General features: G+C 40.9%; 17 protein-coding genes. 10 read left to right on the forward strand and 7 right to left on the reverse strand.

What is annotated here, in order from left to right; translation table 11 throughout:
• Nucleotides 1–58: 58 nt before the first annotated feature.
• Both PR683_RS03265 and PR683_RS03270 read left to right on the forward strand, forming a co-directional pair.
• Entirely contained in the window at nt 59–3,142 is a 3,084-nt protein-coding gene (locus tag PR683_RS03265; RefSeq protein ID WP_161769673.1) for a TrlF family AAA-like ATPase, read from the forward strand.
• A 216-nt stretch (nt 3,143–3,358) separates the two neighbouring features.
• Nucleotides 3,359–3,523: a hypothetical protein gene (locus PR683_RS03270; protein WP_166185107.1), complete on the forward strand. Its 165-nt coding sequence runs from the start codon at nt 3,359–3,361 to the stop codon at nt 3,521–3,523.
• Here the strand turns inward: PR683_RS03270 and PR683_RS03275 are convergent.
• The 4 genes from PR683_RS03275 to pth all read right to left on the reverse strand — a co-directional run bounded on the left by PR683_RS03275 (nt 3,520) and on the right by pth (nt 7,500).
• A complete protein-coding gene (locus PR683_RS03275; RefSeq protein ID WP_196723366.1) occupies nt 3,520–4,137 on the reverse strand; it encodes a Fic/DOC family protein in 618 nt (205 codons plus the stop codon). The two genes, PR683_RS03270 and PR683_RS03275, sit on opposite strands and share 4 nt — an antisense overlap.
• A 172-nt stretch (nt 4,138–4,309) precedes the next feature.
• Nucleotides 4,310–5,500, reverse strand: a complete 1,191-nt coding sequence (locus PR683_RS03280; RefSeq protein ID WP_166686497.1) for a tyrosine-type recombinase/integrase — start codon at nt 5,498–5,500, stop codon at nt 4,310–4,312.
• A gap of 215 nt (nt 5,501–5,715) precedes the next feature.
• Nucleotides 5,716–6,807, reverse strand: a complete 1,092-nt coding sequence (gene ychF, locus PR683_RS03285) for a redox-regulated ATPase YchF (RefSeq protein WP_004910600.1) — start codon at nt 6,805–6,807, stop codon at nt 5,716–5,718.
• A 102-nt stretch (nt 6,808–6,909) separates the two neighbouring features.
• The gene (pth, locus tag PR683_RS03290; RefSeq protein ID WP_004910601.1) at nt 6,910–7,500 is read right to left on the reverse strand and encodes an aminoacyl-tRNA hydrolase; all 591 of its coding nucleotides are present in this window, start codon (nt 7,498–7,500) and stop codon (nt 6,910–6,912) included.
• A gap of 299 nt (nt 7,501–7,799) precedes the next feature.
• Here pth and ychH point away from each other — a divergent pair, with 299 nt between their 5' ends.
• Nucleotides 7,800–8,072, forward strand: coding sequence for a stress-induced protein YchH (gene ychH / locus PR683_RS03295; RefSeq protein ID WP_004910602.1), 273 nt, complete (start codon nt 7,800–7,802; stop codon nt 8,070–8,072).
• Between the two features lie 304 nt (nt 8,073–8,376).
• Here ychH and prs read toward each other — a convergent pair whose 3' ends face one another.
• Genes prs through lolB form a run of 3 tightly spaced genes read right to left on the reverse strand, consistent with a single transcriptional unit; the run spans nt 8,377 to nt 10,909 of the window.
• Nucleotides 8,377–9,324 (reverse strand): ribose-phosphate diphosphokinase, encoded by a 948-nt coding sequence (gene prs, locus PR683_RS03300; protein ID WP_004910604.1) that lies wholly within the window; start codon nt 9,322–9,324, stop codon nt 8,377–8,379.
• A gap of 56 nt (nt 9,325–9,380) precedes the next feature.
• Nucleotides 9,381–10,256 (reverse strand): 4-(cytidine 5'-diphospho)-2-C-methyl-D-erythritol kinase, encoded by an 876-nt coding sequence (ispE, locus tag PR683_RS03305; RefSeq protein WP_272571251.1) that lies wholly within the window; start codon nt 10,254–10,256, stop codon nt 9,381–9,383.
• On the reverse strand, nt 10,253–10,909 hold the full coding sequence (gene lolB / locus PR683_RS03310) for a lipoprotein insertase outer membrane protein LolB (protein WP_004910605.1): 657 nt from the start codon (nt 10,907–10,909) through the stop codon (nt 10,253–10,255). Before lolB ends, ispE begins: the two co-directional genes overlap by 4 nt.
• Before the next feature lie 582 nt (nt 10,910–11,491).
• On the opposite strand from lolB, the gene hemA reads away from it, so the two are divergent.
• Genes hemA through PR683_RS03345 form a run of 7 tightly spaced genes read left to right on the forward strand, consistent with a single transcriptional unit; the run spans nt 11,492 to nt 18,104 of the window.
• Complete coding sequence (gene hemA / locus PR683_RS03315; protein ID WP_004910608.1) at nt 11,492–12,754, forward strand: glutamyl-tRNA reductase; 1,263 nt, start codon at nt 11,492–11,494, stop codon at nt 12,752–12,754.
• A 31-nt stretch (nt 12,755–12,785) separates the two neighbouring features.
• A complete protein-coding gene (gene prfA, locus PR683_RS03320) occupies nt 12,786–13,868 on the forward strand; it encodes a peptide chain release factor 1 (protein WP_004264135.1) in 1,083 nt (360 codons plus the stop codon).
• On the forward strand, nt 13,868–14,701 hold the full coding sequence (gene prmC / locus PR683_RS03325) for a peptide chain release factor N(5)-glutamine methyltransferase (RefSeq protein WP_004910612.1): 834 nt from the start codon (nt 13,868–13,870) through the stop codon (nt 14,699–14,701). The genes prfA and prmC overlap by 1 nt, the downstream gene beginning before the upstream one ends.
• 22 nt (nt 14,702–14,723) lie before the next feature.
• Nucleotides 14,724–15,533 (forward strand): invasion regulator SirB1, encoded by an 810-nt coding sequence (gene sirB1, locus PR683_RS03330; RefSeq protein ID WP_109911300.1) that lies wholly within the window; start codon nt 14,724–14,726, stop codon nt 15,531–15,533.
• A 46-nt stretch (nt 15,534–15,579) separates the two neighbouring features.
• A complete protein-coding gene (kdsA, locus tag PR683_RS03335; protein WP_004255137.1) occupies nt 15,580–16,434 on the forward strand; it encodes a 3-deoxy-8-phosphooctulonate synthase in 855 nt (284 codons plus the stop codon).
• 12 nt (nt 16,435–16,446) lie between these two features.
• Entirely contained in the window at nt 16,447–17,349 is a 903-nt protein-coding gene (locus tag PR683_RS03340; RefSeq protein WP_004910623.1) for a TIGR01212 family radical SAM protein, read from the forward strand.
• Between the two features lie 20 nt (nt 17,350–17,369).
• Nucleotides 17,370–18,104, forward strand: a complete 735-nt coding sequence (locus PR683_RS03345) for a tetratricopeptide repeat protein (protein ID WP_272581671.1) — start codon at nt 17,370–17,372, stop codon at nt 18,102–18,104.
• The last annotated feature ends 33 nt before the right edge of the window (nt 18,105–18,137 follow it).

Genomic DNA, 18,137 nt, shown 5'->3' on the forward strand with positions numbered 1-18,137 from the left:
CGCATACTCAATGCGTGCACATCTATTTTTAGCATTAGTTGAATGATAAGGATTTTATATGACGGTTCTAAAATATAATCGTGGTTCTGAGTGGCGGAAGTGGGATCTTCATATACATACCCCTGCATCGTTTCACTGGAATGGACAACGATTTAAGGCTGACCGCGACTGTCCTGAGAATATAGCTCTTGTCGATGAAATGATTCATGCCTTAAATGCTGCGGAACCAGCTGTATTTGCGATTATGGATTATTGGACATTTGATGGTTGGTTTGCTCTTAAGCGTAGACTCACCCAAACAGGTGCACCTAAGTTAGAAAAGACAGTTTTCCCTGGCATTGAGTTACGGTTAATGGCTCCAATGAAAGGGCGACTGAATGCTCACGTTTTGTTTTCTGACAAAATTGATGACCAAGAATTAATGGACTTTATGTCAGACCTTCTAATAGAGTTTCCCGGTCAACCTGCTAGAAAACTTTCAAATAACGCATTGAGAGAATACGCTCGCTCTGTTCCTGCCGATAAACTGAAGCATCACTCCTTGGATAAAGATAAAATCGTAGAAGATGATTCTTATGCTTTGGCGGCAGGCTCAATAATGGCTGAGCTAAATTGTGATAGCTATAAGCAAGCTATTTCTAAAGTCAAAGATAATCGGGCAATTGGTTTTATGCCTTTTGATACCAGTGATGGACTCACTGAAATAGAGAGAAATGAGCACTACGCATATGTATTAGGTCTCTTTAAATCATCTCCTATTTTCGAAACGCGAAATATTAGTCTATGGGAAGCATTTTCTGGAATAAAGACAGATAAAAACTCTGGTTGGATTAATGAATTTCAAACTGCTCTTAACAACATCCCGAGACTGGCAGTATCTGGAAGTGATGCACACTGTTTTGTAGGTGAGCTTGGTAATAATGATAAACGAGGTTATGGAGATTACCCATCTGGAAAAGTCACTTGGATTAAAGCCAACCCAACTTTCGAAGGTCTACTGCAAACAATTAAAGAGCCTGCCAAGCGCTCGTATATTGGAGAGCAACCTCCTAAAATTAAACTTCTCAATTCTAATAGAAGCCTGTTTATTGATAAAATAGAAATAAACAAAGTTGTAGGATCTGTTCTTGTTGACGAGTGGCTTAATAAAACTGAGCTGAGTTTAAATCCTGATTTAGTAGCAATTATTGGAAATAAAGGAAGTGGTAAAAGCGCGTTGGCGGATATCACCGCTTTGCTAGGAAACTCAAAGCAAAACCACCATTTTTCATTCTTGAAAGAGAATCGTTTTAGAGGAAAAACTGGTGAGCCAGCTAAACATTTCATGGCTGAGTCTACATGGGCTGATGGTCAGAAGATGGAAAAAAACCTAAATGATAACCCAACAATCGAAAGTGTAGAGCTAGTTAAATATATCCCCCAAGGGCATTTTGAAGAGCTTTGTAATGCTCATGTATCTGGGAAATCGGACGCGTTTGAAAAAGAGCTTCGTGCTGTAATATTTTCTCACGCTGATGATACTGTTCGTTTGGGGGCGCTTGATTTTGATCAGTTAATAGAGCAGCAAGAGCGCTCGCTAAGAAGTCGTATTGAGGCATTAAGAAGCGAATTACATAGTATTAATCAGCAAATATATTCTATTGAAAAGCAAATGCTGCCCGAAACAAGGCGCGCAATAGAAGAGCTACTTTTACAGAAAAATAGGCTTCTGGAAGAACACAACAAGACAAAGCCTAAAGAGGTATCCCAGCCAAGAAGTGAATTGTCAGAAGAGCAGAAATCTGCTTCTGATAGTCTTGCTAAAATAGCGGATGAATTAAACGACATAAAAGCAAAAAAAGAGAAAAATCATAATGAGTTAACAAAGTTAGCAGCCAAGAAAAAAGCTGGCAAAAATATTCGTGAAGGTATAGATGTAGTTAATAAGTCAATACAACAATTCATCACGACATTTAATGACGATGCTGAATTATTAGGGCTAGATATAAGGGAAATAATTACTCTGAAAATACATGAGCAAAGGATAGCAGATATTGATAATGTTATGATCGCTCAAGAAGCTAAAATCAGAGCTGAAAATCAAGCCATTGAAGAACGTGAGCAGGTACTCTTATCGGATCGTGAACCTCTGAACTTGAAATTAAATGCTCCTCAACAAGCTTATCAAAATTACCTAGAAAAACTAAAAGAATGGGAAGAAAAGAGAATTGGTTTGCTCGGGGATAGAGGCTTACCAGATAGCCTAAATGGACTGCAAAACCGAAAAGAGCAGTTAGACAAGTTGCCTGAGCAAAGAAAGAGCTTGCAAAATGAAAGACTGGCTAAATCAGCTCAAATATTTGAGCTGCTAGACGAGCAAAGAGTTAATAGAGAAAAGTTATTTCACCCTGTTCAGAAACTTATTCATAACAATAAGCTAATTAGGGATGATTACAAGTTACAGTTTAAAGCCGAACTAAGTACTACTACAGAATTAATTGCTGATAAATTATTTTCGATTGTCAAACAAGCATCTGGTGAATTTAGAGGTGAATCTGAGAGTTTAGCGGTCATAAAAGATTTAAAAGACAAGTATGACCTGAACAATAAAAAGTCTTTGCTTAATTTTCTATCCGAATTACATGATAAGCTGGAAAAGTCCTCGAGTGGATCCGTCGGTATCGAGTCGATATTACGTAAAGGACGTTCAGCAAGTGAAGTTTATGACTTTTTATACGACTTGGAGTATCTGAAACCCAGATACACTCTGATGTTTCAAGATGCTCATATAGAACAGCTTTCCCCAGGACAAAGAGGCTCTTTACTTTTAATTTTCTATCTTCTGGTAGATAAAGGTAATAATCCTATTATCTTGGATCAACCGGAAGAAAACCTAGATAACGAAACGATTGTTAGTTTGTTGGTGCCAGTACTGAACGAAGCTAAGCAAAAACGACAAATTATAATGGTTACTCATAATCCAAATTTAGCTGTAGTCTGTGATGCGGAGCAAATCGTTCACTGTGAAATCGACAGGAAAAATGCACAAAAAATTACTTATACATCTGGGGCTATCGAATGTAGTGTAATAAATAGAAAGGTAGTCGATGTGCTTGAGGGCACAATGCCTGCTTTCGACAACAGAAAAATGAAATACCACTAGCTAATTATACGTAACATAAAACACCTCACTCGGAAATTTAACTCGCTTCGCTCCCTGAATTCCGGAGAGCGCGGCGTTAATGTCTGCTCTTCGCTCAGAGCAGACGGAAACGAAATAACGTTGTGCTGTAAGATTTTTGATTAGAAAAGTGTTCTATGTTGTCATATAAACTAACGATGATAAAATGAACTATCGCCAGTTTGAAGTGAGACTACCATGAAAAAGAATGAATTAATTCAAGCAACAAAACCAACTCGTACTCAACTTATTCGCTCGGTAGCAACCTCTACAGCGATTGAAACAGGGCAGGAGTCCCGTCGCCTTGAAGAAGAAATGAAAGCGAAACGTGAGAAGTTTGGACATTTGAAACTGGCGATTTAGTTTTCTTTTAAGGCTTCATTAACCCAATATTTCATGGGTTCATAGTTAAGGTTTAACCCTGCGTGGATTGCTGCGATGTACTGCTCGGGGTGTTGAGTCCAACTTTCATAGTCTAGTGGCTGGAAACCTGCTTGTACTGCCATCACATCCGCGAGTAAACGCGATAAGCGCCCATTACCCTCCCTAAACGGATGTATCAGAATTAATTCCACATGTACTGTTGCAATAGCTTCTATGACTTGTTCTCGGCTCATACTGGTGCAGGGTGTGTACTTCGCTAGAAACTCTTTTTCAAATTGAGCAAGTAACTTTGCAACACGACCCGCAGGGGCAAACATAAAGCCGCCCTTGCTAATATTCACCGTGCGTAACTGACCAGCCCACTCGTAAACATTCCCTAACCATTGGCGGTGCCAACGCTGAATAAGTGATACGGTAATTTGCTCAGTGGGAAATTGTTCTTCAAAAATGACTTGATACAGTTTTTCTAACAGGACAAGCTCAGCATCATTGATATCATCAACGTTTGAAAGCCCCAGCTTGTTAGCCAGTACCTCTTCATCAGATCCGTCAGCAAATTTTCCTTCGCTGCTAAACACATCGTATTTATTCATATAAGCGTGTTCTTATGGTGTGGGTATGAATTTTGTACGTTATAATGCTAAAAACATCAAATAAATAATAACTACCTATAAATCAACGGATTAATTAAGTGTAGGTTAAATTATAGGTTTTTCTGGAAAATTAATAAATATCGTTATATTTCAACGCTAACACACCCATGCATCATGAATTTGATTCAAGGTTGGCCCGTTTTACCCAAATATCGAGTTTATCAGCCCAATCTTGCATCATGATTTTGCGATCTTCAAGATAAGTTGCATGATTATATGAACGTCTAACGCTATTTGAGTCCATATGGGCTAATTGTGCTTCGATAGCATCAGGTCGATATCCTAACTCATTTAATCGTGTGCTGCCTGTTGTACGTGTTGCATGAGGGCTATATATACCACTCCAACCTCTCGTTTTAAGAAATTGCCTTAGCGAGTTAGTAGACATTGGTTTATGGCAAGAATCACGACCGGGAAATAAATGTTTGCGGTTACCAGTAAAACCATAAAGAGATCTTAGAATCGTAATAGCTTGTGTAGGCAGAGGAACAATATGTTCTCTTCGTGCTTTCATACGCTCAGCTGGGATAGTCCAAAGTGCATTATCAAGATCGAATTCAGACCATTCAGCCTCAGCGACTTCAGATGGACGAGAAAGCGTCCACCACATTAACCACATACAATAGTTCAGTTGAAAGGTGCCACGGCTATTATCAAAGTTATTGAGTAGTTGACCTATTTGATCCGTAGTGAGGGCTTTTTTATGTTGTGTTTTGTTTGCTGGGAGAGCTTTTCTTATTGCCCATACTGGATCACTATCAGCTCTTAATGTGGCAACTGCAAATTCAAAAATCGAGGATATAGTCCGTTTAGCTTCAGCAGCAACTGTTGGAGCACCTCTTTGAACCTCACGTTGCAATATTTTGAGAATATGGTGAGATGTAATTTCTCTTATTGGTAATGTGCCGATAGAAGGAAATACAATGCGCTCCAACATATCAAGGCGACGGTATTTGGTCACATCAGCCCAATCTTTCATTTGCAACCATTCTTTTGCGATGATTTGAAATGTATTTGCAGATTCGTTCGCTTTTCTAATCTTATCTAGTTGCTTAGCTTGTGTTGGATTAATACCTTCTGATACGAGTTTTCTGGCATCATCACATTTAGATCTGGCTTCAGCTAGTGTTACCAATGGGTAGTTGCCCAATGCAAGCATGCTTGATTTTCCATTTATTTGAAAACGGAATCGCCATGCTTTTTTACCATTAGGTTTCACTTCAAGGTACAAACCGTTGAAGTCATTGATACGATAAAGTTTTTCTTTAGGTTTTGCAGTTCGGCATTTTGTATCAGTAAGCATAATGAGTTCAACGAGTTATGTAAGTTGATATTATTATACTCACTTAAAAAGGGAAGATAAATAAATTGTACTCAGTTACGTACTCATTTAATCGCGAGCTTTTATGAAACTTAATGAGACATAAAAAAGCATAAAATCCAGTTAATATCATGAATTTTATGCTATTTTCTTATTAAGTGATACTTTGTGAAACAGTATGAGACTAGAGTGTAGGCTTACACATTAAACAAGAAGTTCAGCACATCGCCGTCTTTAACGATATAGTCTTTACCTTCTGCGCGCATTTTACCGGCTTCTTTTGCGCCTTGCTCACCACGGTACTGGATAAAATCATCAAATGCGATAGTTTGAGCACGGATAAAGCCTTTTTCAAAGTCAGTATGGATTTTACCTGCGGCTTGTGGTGCCGTTGCACCGACAGGGATAGTCCATGCACGCACTTCTTTCACCCCAGCAGTAAAATAAGTTTGCAGGTTTAATAACTGATAGCCGGCACGAATAACACGGTTAAGACCCGGTTCTTCAATACCTAAATCAGCCATAAACTCATCGCGCTCTTCGTCTTCAAGTTCTGCAATATCAGACTCAATCGCTGCACAGACGGGAACAACTACAGAGCCTTCGGCTTCTGCAATTTTATACACCACATCTAAGAAGGGATTATTTTCAAAACCATCTTCATTAACGTTAGCAATGTACATCGTTGGCTTTAATGTTAAGAAGCTCAAGTAGCGGATAGCGGCTTTATCTTCATTAGATAACTCTAATGTACGCAACATACCTGCTTGCTCTAGGTGCGGCAAACATTTTTCTAATGCTTCTAATTCTGCTTTTGCGTCTTTATCGCCACCTTTTGCGCGTTTTTGGACACGATGGATAGCGCGCTCACAGGTATCAAGGTCAGCAAGTGCTAATTCAGTATTAATGACTTCAATATCTGCGGCAGGGTCAACTTGGCCTGCAACGTGGATGATATTGTCATTTTCAAAACAACGAACAACGTGACCAATGGCTTCGGTTTCACGGATATTCGTTAAAAATTGGTTACCTAGGCCTTCACCTTTAGATGCCCCTTTGACTAAGCCCGCGATATCCACGAACTCCATCGTAGTTGGTAAAATACGCTGTGGCTTCACAATTTCAGCTAATTGATCAAGACGTGGGTCTGGCATTGGCACAACACCCGTGTTTGGTTCAATTGTACAGAAAGGGAAGTTGGCTGCTTCGATGCCGGCTTTGGTCAATGCATTAAACAGAGTGGATTTACCCACGTTAGGCAGACCAACGATACCGCATTTAAAACCCATATGTTTCTCACCTTAATAGCGAGGGGCAGACATACGCTGCACCCAATGTTTAGAAATTGGCGCTGATTATACACAAAAAGTCGATTCGGATGAAATGAACTCTTATGCAGTTGCTTTGAAGCCATGTAGACGATTGATGGCTTTGTCCATTCCGTCTGCTAGCAGAATATCTGTACACCTAGCCGCTTCATCAATTGCATCATCAATGAGTTTTTGCTCAGATAACGGTGGCTTACCCAAAACAAAGCCAACCACTTTGTTTTTATCACCCGGGTGGCCAATACCTATGCGTAAACGATAAAAATTCGGGTTATTGGCGAATTTACTTTGAATATCTTTCAACCCATTGTGGCCGCCATTGCTGCCCCCTAATTTCATTTTAGCTACACCGGGGGGTAAATCGAGTTCATCATGGGCGACTAAAATTTCATCGAGATTGATGCGATAAAAATTGGCTATAGCGGCAACCGACTTACCACTTAGGTTCATAAATGTGGTTGGAACCAGCAGACGGATGTCATTACCGCCCATATTAATACGTGCGGTATAACCAAAAAACTTTGCTTCTTCTTTCAATGGCTGATTATGGCGCTCAGCCAGTAAATCAACATACCATGCACCTGCATTATGGCGCGTTTGTGCATATTCAGCACCCGGATTGGCAAGTCCAACAATTAACTTAATTTTGCTCACGGTGGTGATTTCACTATCAGTTATGAAAATAATGCCCTAGTTTACCTTGTGAAATGCAGGATGTACAAAATTGTGATGGATAAAGTAACTATGATTATAATTGCTTAATAAACTATTCGGGTTTTCTGATTTTTTGATGAAAAGCATTTTTTGTACAGATATTCTTGCTAACTTCCTTCCTTGTGATGTCTATCGCAAAAAATTTTACTTAATGCACTATAATCATTACATAAATATAAAGTATGACCGAATTTATTTACACATGCTTGCTTATCAGTTTACTGGTACTGGAGGTATATATGAAACGGAAAAGCGCTCATCTTCTTGGTAATGTCTTCATGGGAATCGGAATGGTGTTGATGATCGGGAGTATCGGTGTCAACTTATTCTCTCATATCGTTAACTTAGGCCTTTCAGAACTTATCACGAACGGTTCCTTATTCGGCATTTTTATCGGTGCGATGGTATGGTTAGTCGGTGCTAGGATCGGCGGCCGTGAAAAAGTTGCAGACCGTTACTGGCAATTGAAACAACAATATCATTCACGCAGAGATAATCACCGCTATCCATAACATAAATAGTCTAGAGCAATTAATTGCTGATAATGGTGAACGAGTTTGATAATTAGGCATTAAGAAGAGTGAAATCCCAAAGAATTTTGCTCTTTTGTCGTGAATATTGTTAGTTATTTTAGATGGCTATTTTTGTCGTTTCATAATGTGAAATCACCACTATGATCGGTGATAAAATATAAAAATGAGCCCCAGTGGCTTTTTCTGCCAAAATCATAAAGCCCCTGCAAATGACATTGCAGGGGCTTATATTTTTTTGTGACTTTTTCATCACGGTTGAACGCTAAAATCCAATATTGGAGAATTAGTGTTCAAACATTGCTGAAATTGACTCTTCGTTGCTAATACGACGGATAGCTTCAGCTAACATACCTGAAAGCGTTAAGGTGCGAACATTGCTCAGCGCTTTGATTTCAGGAGAAAGAGGAATAGTGTCACAAACAATGACTTCATCAATGACTGAATTTTTGATGTTGTCTACAGCATTACCTGAGAAAATCGGGTGTGTAGCGTATGCAAATACACGCTTCGCACCACGTTCTTTCAGTGCTTCTGCTGCTTTACACAGCGTACCACCGGTATCAATCATATCGTCCACTAAGATGCAATCACGACCTGAAACATCACCAATGATATGCATGACTTGAGAAACGTTCGCACGTGGGCGGCGTTTGTCAATAATGGCCATATCGGTGTCATTCAGGAGTTTTGCGATAGCTCTAGCACGTACCACGCCGCCGATGTCTGGAGATACAACGATTGGGTTTTCCAAATTCTTCTGTAACATATCTTCCAGAAGAATAGGGCTACCAAATACATTATCCACAGGAACATCAAAGAAGCCCTGGATCTGCTCTGCGTGTAAATCGACAGTGAGCACACGGTCTACACCTACACTTGACAGAAAATCGGCAACAACTTTAGCGGTGATTGGTACACGGGCAGAACGTACGCGACGATCCTGTCTTGCATAACCGAAGTAAGGGATAACAGCGGTAATACGACCAGCAGATGCACGGCGTAGGGCATCGACCATAACAACCAGTTCCATCAGGTTATCGTTGGTTGGTGCACAAGTTGACTGGATGATAAAAATATCACCACCGCGAACATTTTCATTAATTTGAACACTGACTTCGCCGTCGCTAAAACGACCAACAGCCGCGTCTCCAAGATTAGTGTAAAGGCGGTTAGCAACACGTTGTGCTAGTTCCGGTGTAGCGTTACCAGCAAAAAGCTTCATATCGGGCACGAGAAAAACCTCAGGCTTGCGTCCAGAGAGATATTGTTGACCAACAGCGACAAGGCTTATTGGTGCAATACACGGGTTATCCCAGCGCGGAACTTGTGCAGTGGGGAAACGTTAACGCCTTGAGCGACGAACCCTTGCACCCACGATGGGGCTTTATTTAACACCTGCAGGGCATCCGCTTGTGTTTCAAATTCAGAAAAAACACATGCGCCTGTTCCTGTAAGGCGAGACGGAGCATATTCTAACAGCCAAGAAACAAGCTGTTCAACCTCACGAAAACGTTTTCTTGCGATTGGTTCGCAGTCATTTGCGTACGGAGCCAGTAATAATGCGGCTAGGGAGCGTTTTGGAGAATTTCGATTTAATTGTGGATCTGTGAAGATCATCGGGGTTGATATTTCAATTCCGGGATGAGCCACCAAATACCATTTCTCTTTAGGGGAAGCTTTGGTTAAAATATCACCAACCCCTTCGGCAAAAGCTGCATGCCCACGAACAAACACAGGAACATCTGCTCCTAATGATGCGCCTAATTGCGCAAGGACTTCATCAGAAATCTGTGTTTTCCAGTGTTCGTTAAGCGCAATTAAGGTAGTTGCTGCGTTTGATGAGCCTCCACCAATACCACCGCCCATTGGTAATATTTTATGAATACGGACATCGGCACCTAGTGGGCCACTGTGTTGCAACGTATCGCGGCAATAGGATTGTAATAATCTAGCAGCCCGTAAAATTAGGTTTTTTTCGGGGGGAACCCCTTGCATATCCGTCAATAAATTCAACTGGTCGTCATCACGTGTTGTGATAGTGATTTCATCGCCATATTCGACAAATTGAAATAGAGTTTGTAACTCGTGGTAGCCATCAGGGCGTTGGCCGGTGATGTACAAAAAAAGATTTAATTTTGCCGGAGAAGGCCATGTTAACGTCATTTTTTCAGTGTCCAACTATCCATTTTCAATTTGATAAGTCTATCCCCTTGGCGTAACTCGAGATAGTTTGGCAGCATTGGTGTTGTTTTGCTGTCATAGGAAATATAGTTGAGCTGCCATGTTTCACCATTGCTTTTAAACGTAACACTTTTTAGCAAGTGGTTTTCATCTAAGGTGAAATCTGTTGCACGTCCGGGCGAGCCAGTTAACCAAGCGGTTAGGTCATCAATTGGGATTTCCATACCAGTGAGCTGATAAATTAACTCGCTCGGCACGTCACTCATATGGGTTTGACCATCTTTGGTAGTTAATCGAGCTAAATCAGGTTCAACGGTAAGTTCAAGTTCGCGGCTACCTAATGGGTTGGTTAACAATAAACGGTATTTTTCCGGTGTATATTGTTGCCAGAAAAACTTAGCGTACGTTTTTGTTTCTCCTCCGTTATAGGCAAAGGAGCCACGTGTTTGGTAGTCACGTAACTGACTTAATTCTTGTTGATGTGCTTTCCACTTAGCATCCGATGCGGAGCTGGTTCCTTTCGTGGTTGTTTGTGACGTTGTCACGCAAGCAGTTAGCAAGACGCATGAAAGTGGTAAGAGGCGAAAAAAGTGCTTATTTATGTGCATAAACGGTAAAGCTTGAGTTAATTGCATATCAAATCTCAAAGTTGTATTGGGCGCTGATAGCAGTCTCTATTGAGTTACTTGCATTTAAAGAGGTTTAGTTTAGCGCGATATGGCTATCTGAGTCATCTATTGCACTCGATGATATACCTAACCGATAAAAATCTGTAAGTGATTTACTGTTTGTATACAAATAACATAGTGCATTGACAGCGGGAATGGTTTTCTAAAGTGGCTATTAAACCAATCCAAGCTCGTCACCATTTGCTTTCTGTGCGAAATAATTGCATCCTCTATGCATCTTATCGCAGTTAATTTATCATTGTTTATAATGATATGGCTGATAATCAGTTTTATATAGTATAAATAAACGATAAAATTACGATCAGTTTTGACTGATAAAATCGCTATTACGTCTGTTATTTCGGTTTATTTTTTGGCGTGGGTCATCTTTCTGAAGGATAGGCTTATGCAAACCGTAGAAAGAGAGACGCGGATCATCTACAATAGAACAATATAAATAACAGTATTGCTAAATTGGTAGGAAATACCCATCGAGCATAACTGAAAATAATTAGCACTGTAAGCAATGTGAGCAAGTCGTAAAGCACAATGACCTTATTAGCCTTAGGTATCAACCATAAAACAGCACCAGTAGCCCTGCGTGAGCGGGTAACGTTTGGTCCTGAAAAAATTGACCATGCACTTGAGGAACTTCTCAAACAGCCTCAAGTGAATGGTGGTGTTGTGCTGTCTACCTGTAATAGAACTGAGCTTTATTTGAGCCTTGAATCGCAAGAACAAGCTCAAGAACAGCTAGTAAAATGGCTGTGTGATTTTCATGGTATAACCCAAAAAGATTTACAACCGAGTCTCTATTGGCACCAAGACGACCGCGCGGTGAGTCACCTAATGCGTGTCGCTAGTGGCTTGGACTCACTTGTTTTGGGTGAACCACAAATATTAGGGCAAGTCAAAAAGGCGTTTGCGCTTTCACAAGGTAACCACTCGTTATCGAGCGAACTTGAGCGTCTTTTCCAGAAATCGTTTTCTGTTGCAAAACGTGTGCGCACAGAAACCGATATTGGCGCGAATGCAGTTTCTGTCGCATTTGCGGCTTGTACACTTGCCCGCCAAATATTTGAATCACTCAAACATTTAAATATCTTGTTAGTGGGTGCAGGGGAAACAATTGAACTTGTGGCGCGTCATTTACGTGAACATGGCGTACAAAAAATGATGATAGCTAACCGAACACGTGAACGGGCGGAGTTATTGGCCAATGAGGTCAATGCACAAGTCATTTCGTTATCAGATATTGATAACCGTTTAGCGGAAGCTGATATTGTCATTAGTTCAACGGCGAGTCCTTTACCTATTATAGGGAAAGGGATGGTCGAACGTGCAATGAAAATACGTCGTAGTAAGCCGATGTTATTAATTGATATTGCCGTTCCTCGAGATATCGAACAAGATGTTGAAAAATTAAGAGATGTTTATCTCTATACTGTGGATGATTTGGAATCTATCATTGCACAGAACCTTGCTCAGCGAAAAGCTGCAGCCGTTGAAGCTGAATATATTGTTGAGCAAGAAAGTAGCCACTTTATGGATTGGTTGCGCTCACAAGCGGCAGTGTCTACAATTCGCGATTATAGAGAACAAGCTGAGGCCATTCGGGCAAATATGACTGAAAAAGCGTTAACCGCTATCCGTCAAGGTGCAGACCCTGAGCAAGTGATCATGCAATTATCGCAACAATTAACCAACCGCCTTATTCACGCTCCAACCAAATCTTTGCAGCAAGCTGCAGGTAATGGGGATGTCGAGCGTCTAAATCTACTTAGGGACAGCCTAGGGCTGGACCATCAATAACCACATTTTAATCATAGGTCTTATATAACGAATGAAGCCTTCTATTGTCGCAAAACTAGAAGCATTACAAGAACGCTACGAAGAAATTGAAGCGCACCTTGCTGATGCAGGTGTAATTGCCGATCAAGACCGTTTTCGTGCTTTATCAAAAGAATATGCCCAATTATCTGATGTCGCTAAATGCTTTAGCGCATGGCGCACAGTACAGGATGACATCGAAACAGCTGAAATGTTGTTAGACGATCCTGAAATGAAAGAAATGGCTCAAGAAGAGCTTAAAGAAGCCAAAGCGCGCAATGAAGAGCTCGAACAGCAATTACAATTGTTGCTGCTTCCAAAAGATCCTGATGATGAATATAACTGTTTCGTTGAAATCCGTGCGGGTGCCGGGGGAGACGAAGCGGCAATTTTTGCGGGTGATTTATTCCGTATGTATAGCCGTTATGCAGAAAACAACCGCTGGCGCGTTGAATTAATGAGCACGAGCGATGGCGAACATGGCGGTTTTAAAGAAGTCATCGCGAAAATTTCCGGTGATAGCGTTTATGGTCGCTTAAAATTTGAGTCAGGTGGTCATCGTGTTCAACGTGTTCCCGAAACGGAATCTCAAGGCCGTATTCATACATCCGCTTGTACTGTAGCGATTTTACCTGAGCTGCCAGAAGCTGAATTACCTGAAATCAGCCCTGCGGATTTACGTATTGATACTTTCCGCTCATCGGGTGCGGGTGGGCAGCACGTTAACACCACCGATTCCGCAATACGTATTACCCATATTCCGACAGGCATTGTTGTTGAGTGCCAAGATGAACGTTCACAGCATAAAAACAAAGCGAAAGCGATGTCTGTATTAGGTGCGCGTATTCGCCAAGCCGAAATGGATAAACGCCAAGCTGCAGAAGCATCTGAACGTCGTAATCTGCTAGGTTCTGGTGACCGTTCTGACCGTATTCGTACCTATAATTTTCCGCAAGGTCGAGTAACTGACCACCGTATTAACTTAACGTTATACCGTTTGGATGAAGTGATGGAAGGAAAATTGGATTCACTTATCCAACCTATCATCAATGAATACCAGGCAGACCAACTTTCTGCGTTGTCTGAGCAGGAATAATGCAGTATATCGAATGGGTCAAGCAGGCAGTCAATCGGCTGTCTGCAAGTGACAGCGCGAAGCGAGATGCTGAAATTTTACTGGAGCATGTCACAGGTCGCAGCCGTACCTATCTTTTTGCATTTGGTGAGACAGAACTCAACGCTGAAGAATGCCAACAAGCTGAATGTCTTTTGCAACGCCGTGAGAAAGGTGAGCCTATTGCCTATATTATCGGTGAACGTGAGTTCTGGTCCCTTCCTCTTTACGTCTCTCCTGCGACATTAATACCTCGGCCAGATACCGAATGCATTGTTGAACAAGCCTTATCCAGGTTAACAGAGCAAAAAAATCAAATTTTAGATTTAGGTACTGGGACTGGGGCAATTGCACTAGCCTTGGCATCTGAAATGCCGCAAAGCCAGGTTATCGGTGTTGATTTTAACCCTGATGCAGTTGTTTTAGCACAACGAAATCAGCAGCGCTTGAATATTTCAAATGTCAATTTTATACAAAGTAATTGGTTTGCTTCACTATCAATTCAACAATTTGATATGATTATCAGTAATCCACCCTATATTGATGAAAATGATACGCATCTCAGCGAAGGTGATGTGCGATTTGAGCCATTAACCGCTCTAGTGGCTAAGAATGAAGGCTTAGCTGATTTAATGCATATCATTCAAGAATCTAAAAAATATCTTAAAAATCAAGGGTGGTTGCTTCTTGAGCATGGCTGGACACAAGGTCTTGCAGTGCGTGATTTATTTGAAGTACATGGGTACACCAAAATTGAGACCTGTCTTGATTATGGTGGAAGAGAGCGAATTTCACTCGGTCAATGGAATGGTTAAGTGGCATAGCAGTGGGAATGTAATGAAAACCATAGCGAATATAGAATTTAATCAACTCCCTTTAAGTGAAGGGATCATGACTGTTTCACAATGTATCCGTCATGATTTCCCGCTGATGAAAGTGCAAGCTCAGTTAGATAGCTTAGTCTCATCGGCCAAGTCTCGTATCGATTTAACCGCTGATAACGAAACAAAAATTCAGCAATTGGCCTCACTTTTTTACCAAGAGTGGTCATTTGGCCCAGCTGAAGGGATCTATTTGTTATCGGATATGCTGTGGCTAGACAAAGTATTGTCATCTAAGCAAGGTACGCCAGTGACACTCGGTGCTATTTTTTTATATATTGCCGAACGCCTTGATATTGCGATTTATCCCGCTATTTTCCCTACTCAATTATTATTTATTAGTGAAAGAAATGATGGCAGCCAATGGGTTATTAACCCTGTAAATGGCGAGTCTTTATCATTACACACGTTAAATTTGTGGCTCAAAGGAACCGTTGATCCTTTTTCTGAATTTTACTACGACCAACTTGAGACAGCAGAAAACAGCATTGTTATTCGTAAAATTTTTGACACACTCAAAGCTGCATTAATGGAAGAAAAAAAGATGGAGTTAGCGTTACGGGTTTGTGAAACGCTTTTGACTCTTGATCCTGAAGACCCTTACGAAATTCGTGACAGAGGGTTAATTCTTGCACACTTAGATTGTAATCATGTGGCATTGAGCGATCTCAATTATTTTATTGAACATTGCCCAGAAGACCCTGTCTCTGAAATGATTAAAATACAAATTTATTCGCTGGATAACCATCCAGTCGTATTACATTAATTAACATACAGGCCGATTTTCCTGTTTCAATATTAAAGGTAAGAGTATGCAACAGAAAGTAGTCAATATTGGTGATATCAATGTCGCGAACGACTTGCCGTTTGTGTTATTTGGTGGGATGAATGTATTAGAATCTCGCGATATGGCGATGAAAGTGTGTGAGCATTATGTCACAGTGACACAAAAGTTGGGGATTCCTTACGTATTTAAAGCGTCATTTGATAAAGCTAACCGCTCATCAATTCACTCTTACCGTGGTCCAGGTCTTGAAGAAGGAATGAAAATATTCCAAGAGTTGAAACAAACATTTGGCGTAAAAATCATTACGGATGTTCATGAGCCAGCACAAGCAGCCCCTGTTGCCGAAGTCGTTGATGTCATTCAATTACCAGCGTTCTTAGCCCGTCAAACGGACTTAGTTGCAGCAATGGCTAAAACAGATGCGGTAATTAATATCAAAAAACCTCAGTTTATCAGCCCAGGACAAATGGGAAATATCGTTGAGAAATTTATCGAAGGTGGTAACGATAAAATTATTCTTTGCGACCGTGGCGCAAACTTTGGTTATGACAACCTAGTTGTTGATATGCTTGGCTTTAATGTCATGGTTCAAGCATCAAAAGGCTGTCCTGTCATTTTCGACGTAACCCACGCATTGCAATGCCGCGACCCATTTGGTGCCGCATCTGGTGGCCGTCGTGGTCAAGTTGCTGAGCTGGCAAGAGCGGGAATGGCGGTTGGGATCGCAGGGTTATTTCTTGAAGCCCATCCAGACCCAGACAACGCGCGTTGCGATGGCCCATCAGCATTACCATTAGATAAGCTAGAACCATTCTTAAAGCAAATGAAAGCAATCGACGAGGTAGTAAAAAGCTTCCCTGAGTTAGATACAAGTCGCTAAGTTAGACGGTTTATGCAGCTCACCGAAGTCGTTTCTATGTTCGGCGCTGATTTACAGCGCCGATATGGTGAAAAAATTTATAAAATTACCTTACATGGTGGTTTTAATTGCCCAAACCGTGATGGCACCCTTGGGCGAGGCGGCTGCACCTTTTGTAATGTGGCCTCTTTTGCCGATGAAAGCCAATCTTCTAAAACCATCAGTGAACAAATTCACCAACAGATTACCCGAATTTCCCGCGCAAAACGTTATTTAGCTTATTTCCAAGCCTATACCAGTACTTACGCAGAAGTGAGTCTGCTAAAACAGCTCTATGAAGATGCTTTACAACAGGCTGATATTATTGGTTTATGTGTTGGAACGCGCCCTGATTGTGTTCCTGACGCGGTATTATCTTTATTGAGTTGTTATCAGCAACAAGGTTATGAAATATGGCTTGAGCTAGGTTTACAAAGTGCTCATGATAAAACGCTACATCGTATTAATCGCGGCCATGGTTTTGATGCATACCAACAAACAACGCAAAAAGCGCGTAGTCTTGGATTAAAAGTTTGTACGCATTTGATTTGTGGGCTACCCGGTGAAAATGCCCAAATGAATATGCAAACATTGGATAAAGTACTTGAGTGTGGAACGGATGGCATCAAACTTCACCCGTTACATATTGTTGAAGGTAGTGTAATGGCAAAAAGTTGGCGAGCAGGGCGCTTGGCAACACTTTCTCTTGATGAATATACCCAAATTGCCGGTGAAATGGTGCGTCATACACCGACTGACATTGTCTACCACCGTATTAGTGCCAGTGCAAGAAAACCTACGTTACTCGCCCCGAGCTGGTGTGAAAACCATTGGGTAGGAATGAATAACTTATATCAATACTTCTTAAAATGGGGTGGCCAAGGCTCTGCGCTTTGACTTCTTTCATGAGAATAATTATGAAATCAAACTCTTATAAAGCTATTATCGTTTCATCCCTCATTACGTTTTCTTTTCAAGCTACCGCTCAACTTGATATTACCCCTGAAGATAAACAAAAATTTGTACAAACTCATCAAAAAGCAACGAAGAAAGATACCCTTGCTCAGTATCAGCTGGCTCAAATGTATTTTTCCGGTTTAGGTGTTCTACAAAATCTTAATAGTGCGCGTTTATGGGCAAACGAAGCCGCAAAAAATGGTAATGCAGATGCTTATGCGTTATTAGCGGATATTAATCTATTAAGTGATAGTTACTTTTCACAGGAATTAGTTGATGCACGTAAATACGCGATTAAAGCGGTTGAAATGGGTAGTACACGTGGAAAAATCAGTTTAGCAGAGTCATTGATAAACCCAATTGCAGGTAAAACGGACTATCAACAGTCTATAGAACTTCTCAATGAAGTTAACGCGCTAAATAACCCAGACTATTTTATTGCTCCAATTTTGCTTGGCGTTATCTACCTAGATGGCCAAGGCGTCGCAAAAGATGAAAAGCAAGCACAACAATGGTTTGATAAGGTAAATGAGATGACTTATCCTGGGTATGCAGAATGGATGGCAGCATTTAGATTTTCTGAAGATAACACAGGAACGGTGGCTATCGACCCAGCAAAAGCAAAAAAATTAAGGGCAATAGCTTGCGAAAAAGGGAAAGAAGCAGGGAATGAAATGTTTTGCTTCAATGAGTAACAGTTAAACCGCCATGTAAAATAACATGGCGGT

The organism is Providencia sp. PROV269 (assembly GCF_028477785.1).
GTDB classification, from domain to species: domain Bacteria; phylum Pseudomonadota; class Gammaproteobacteria; order Enterobacterales; family Enterobacteriaceae; genus Providencia; species Providencia rettgeri.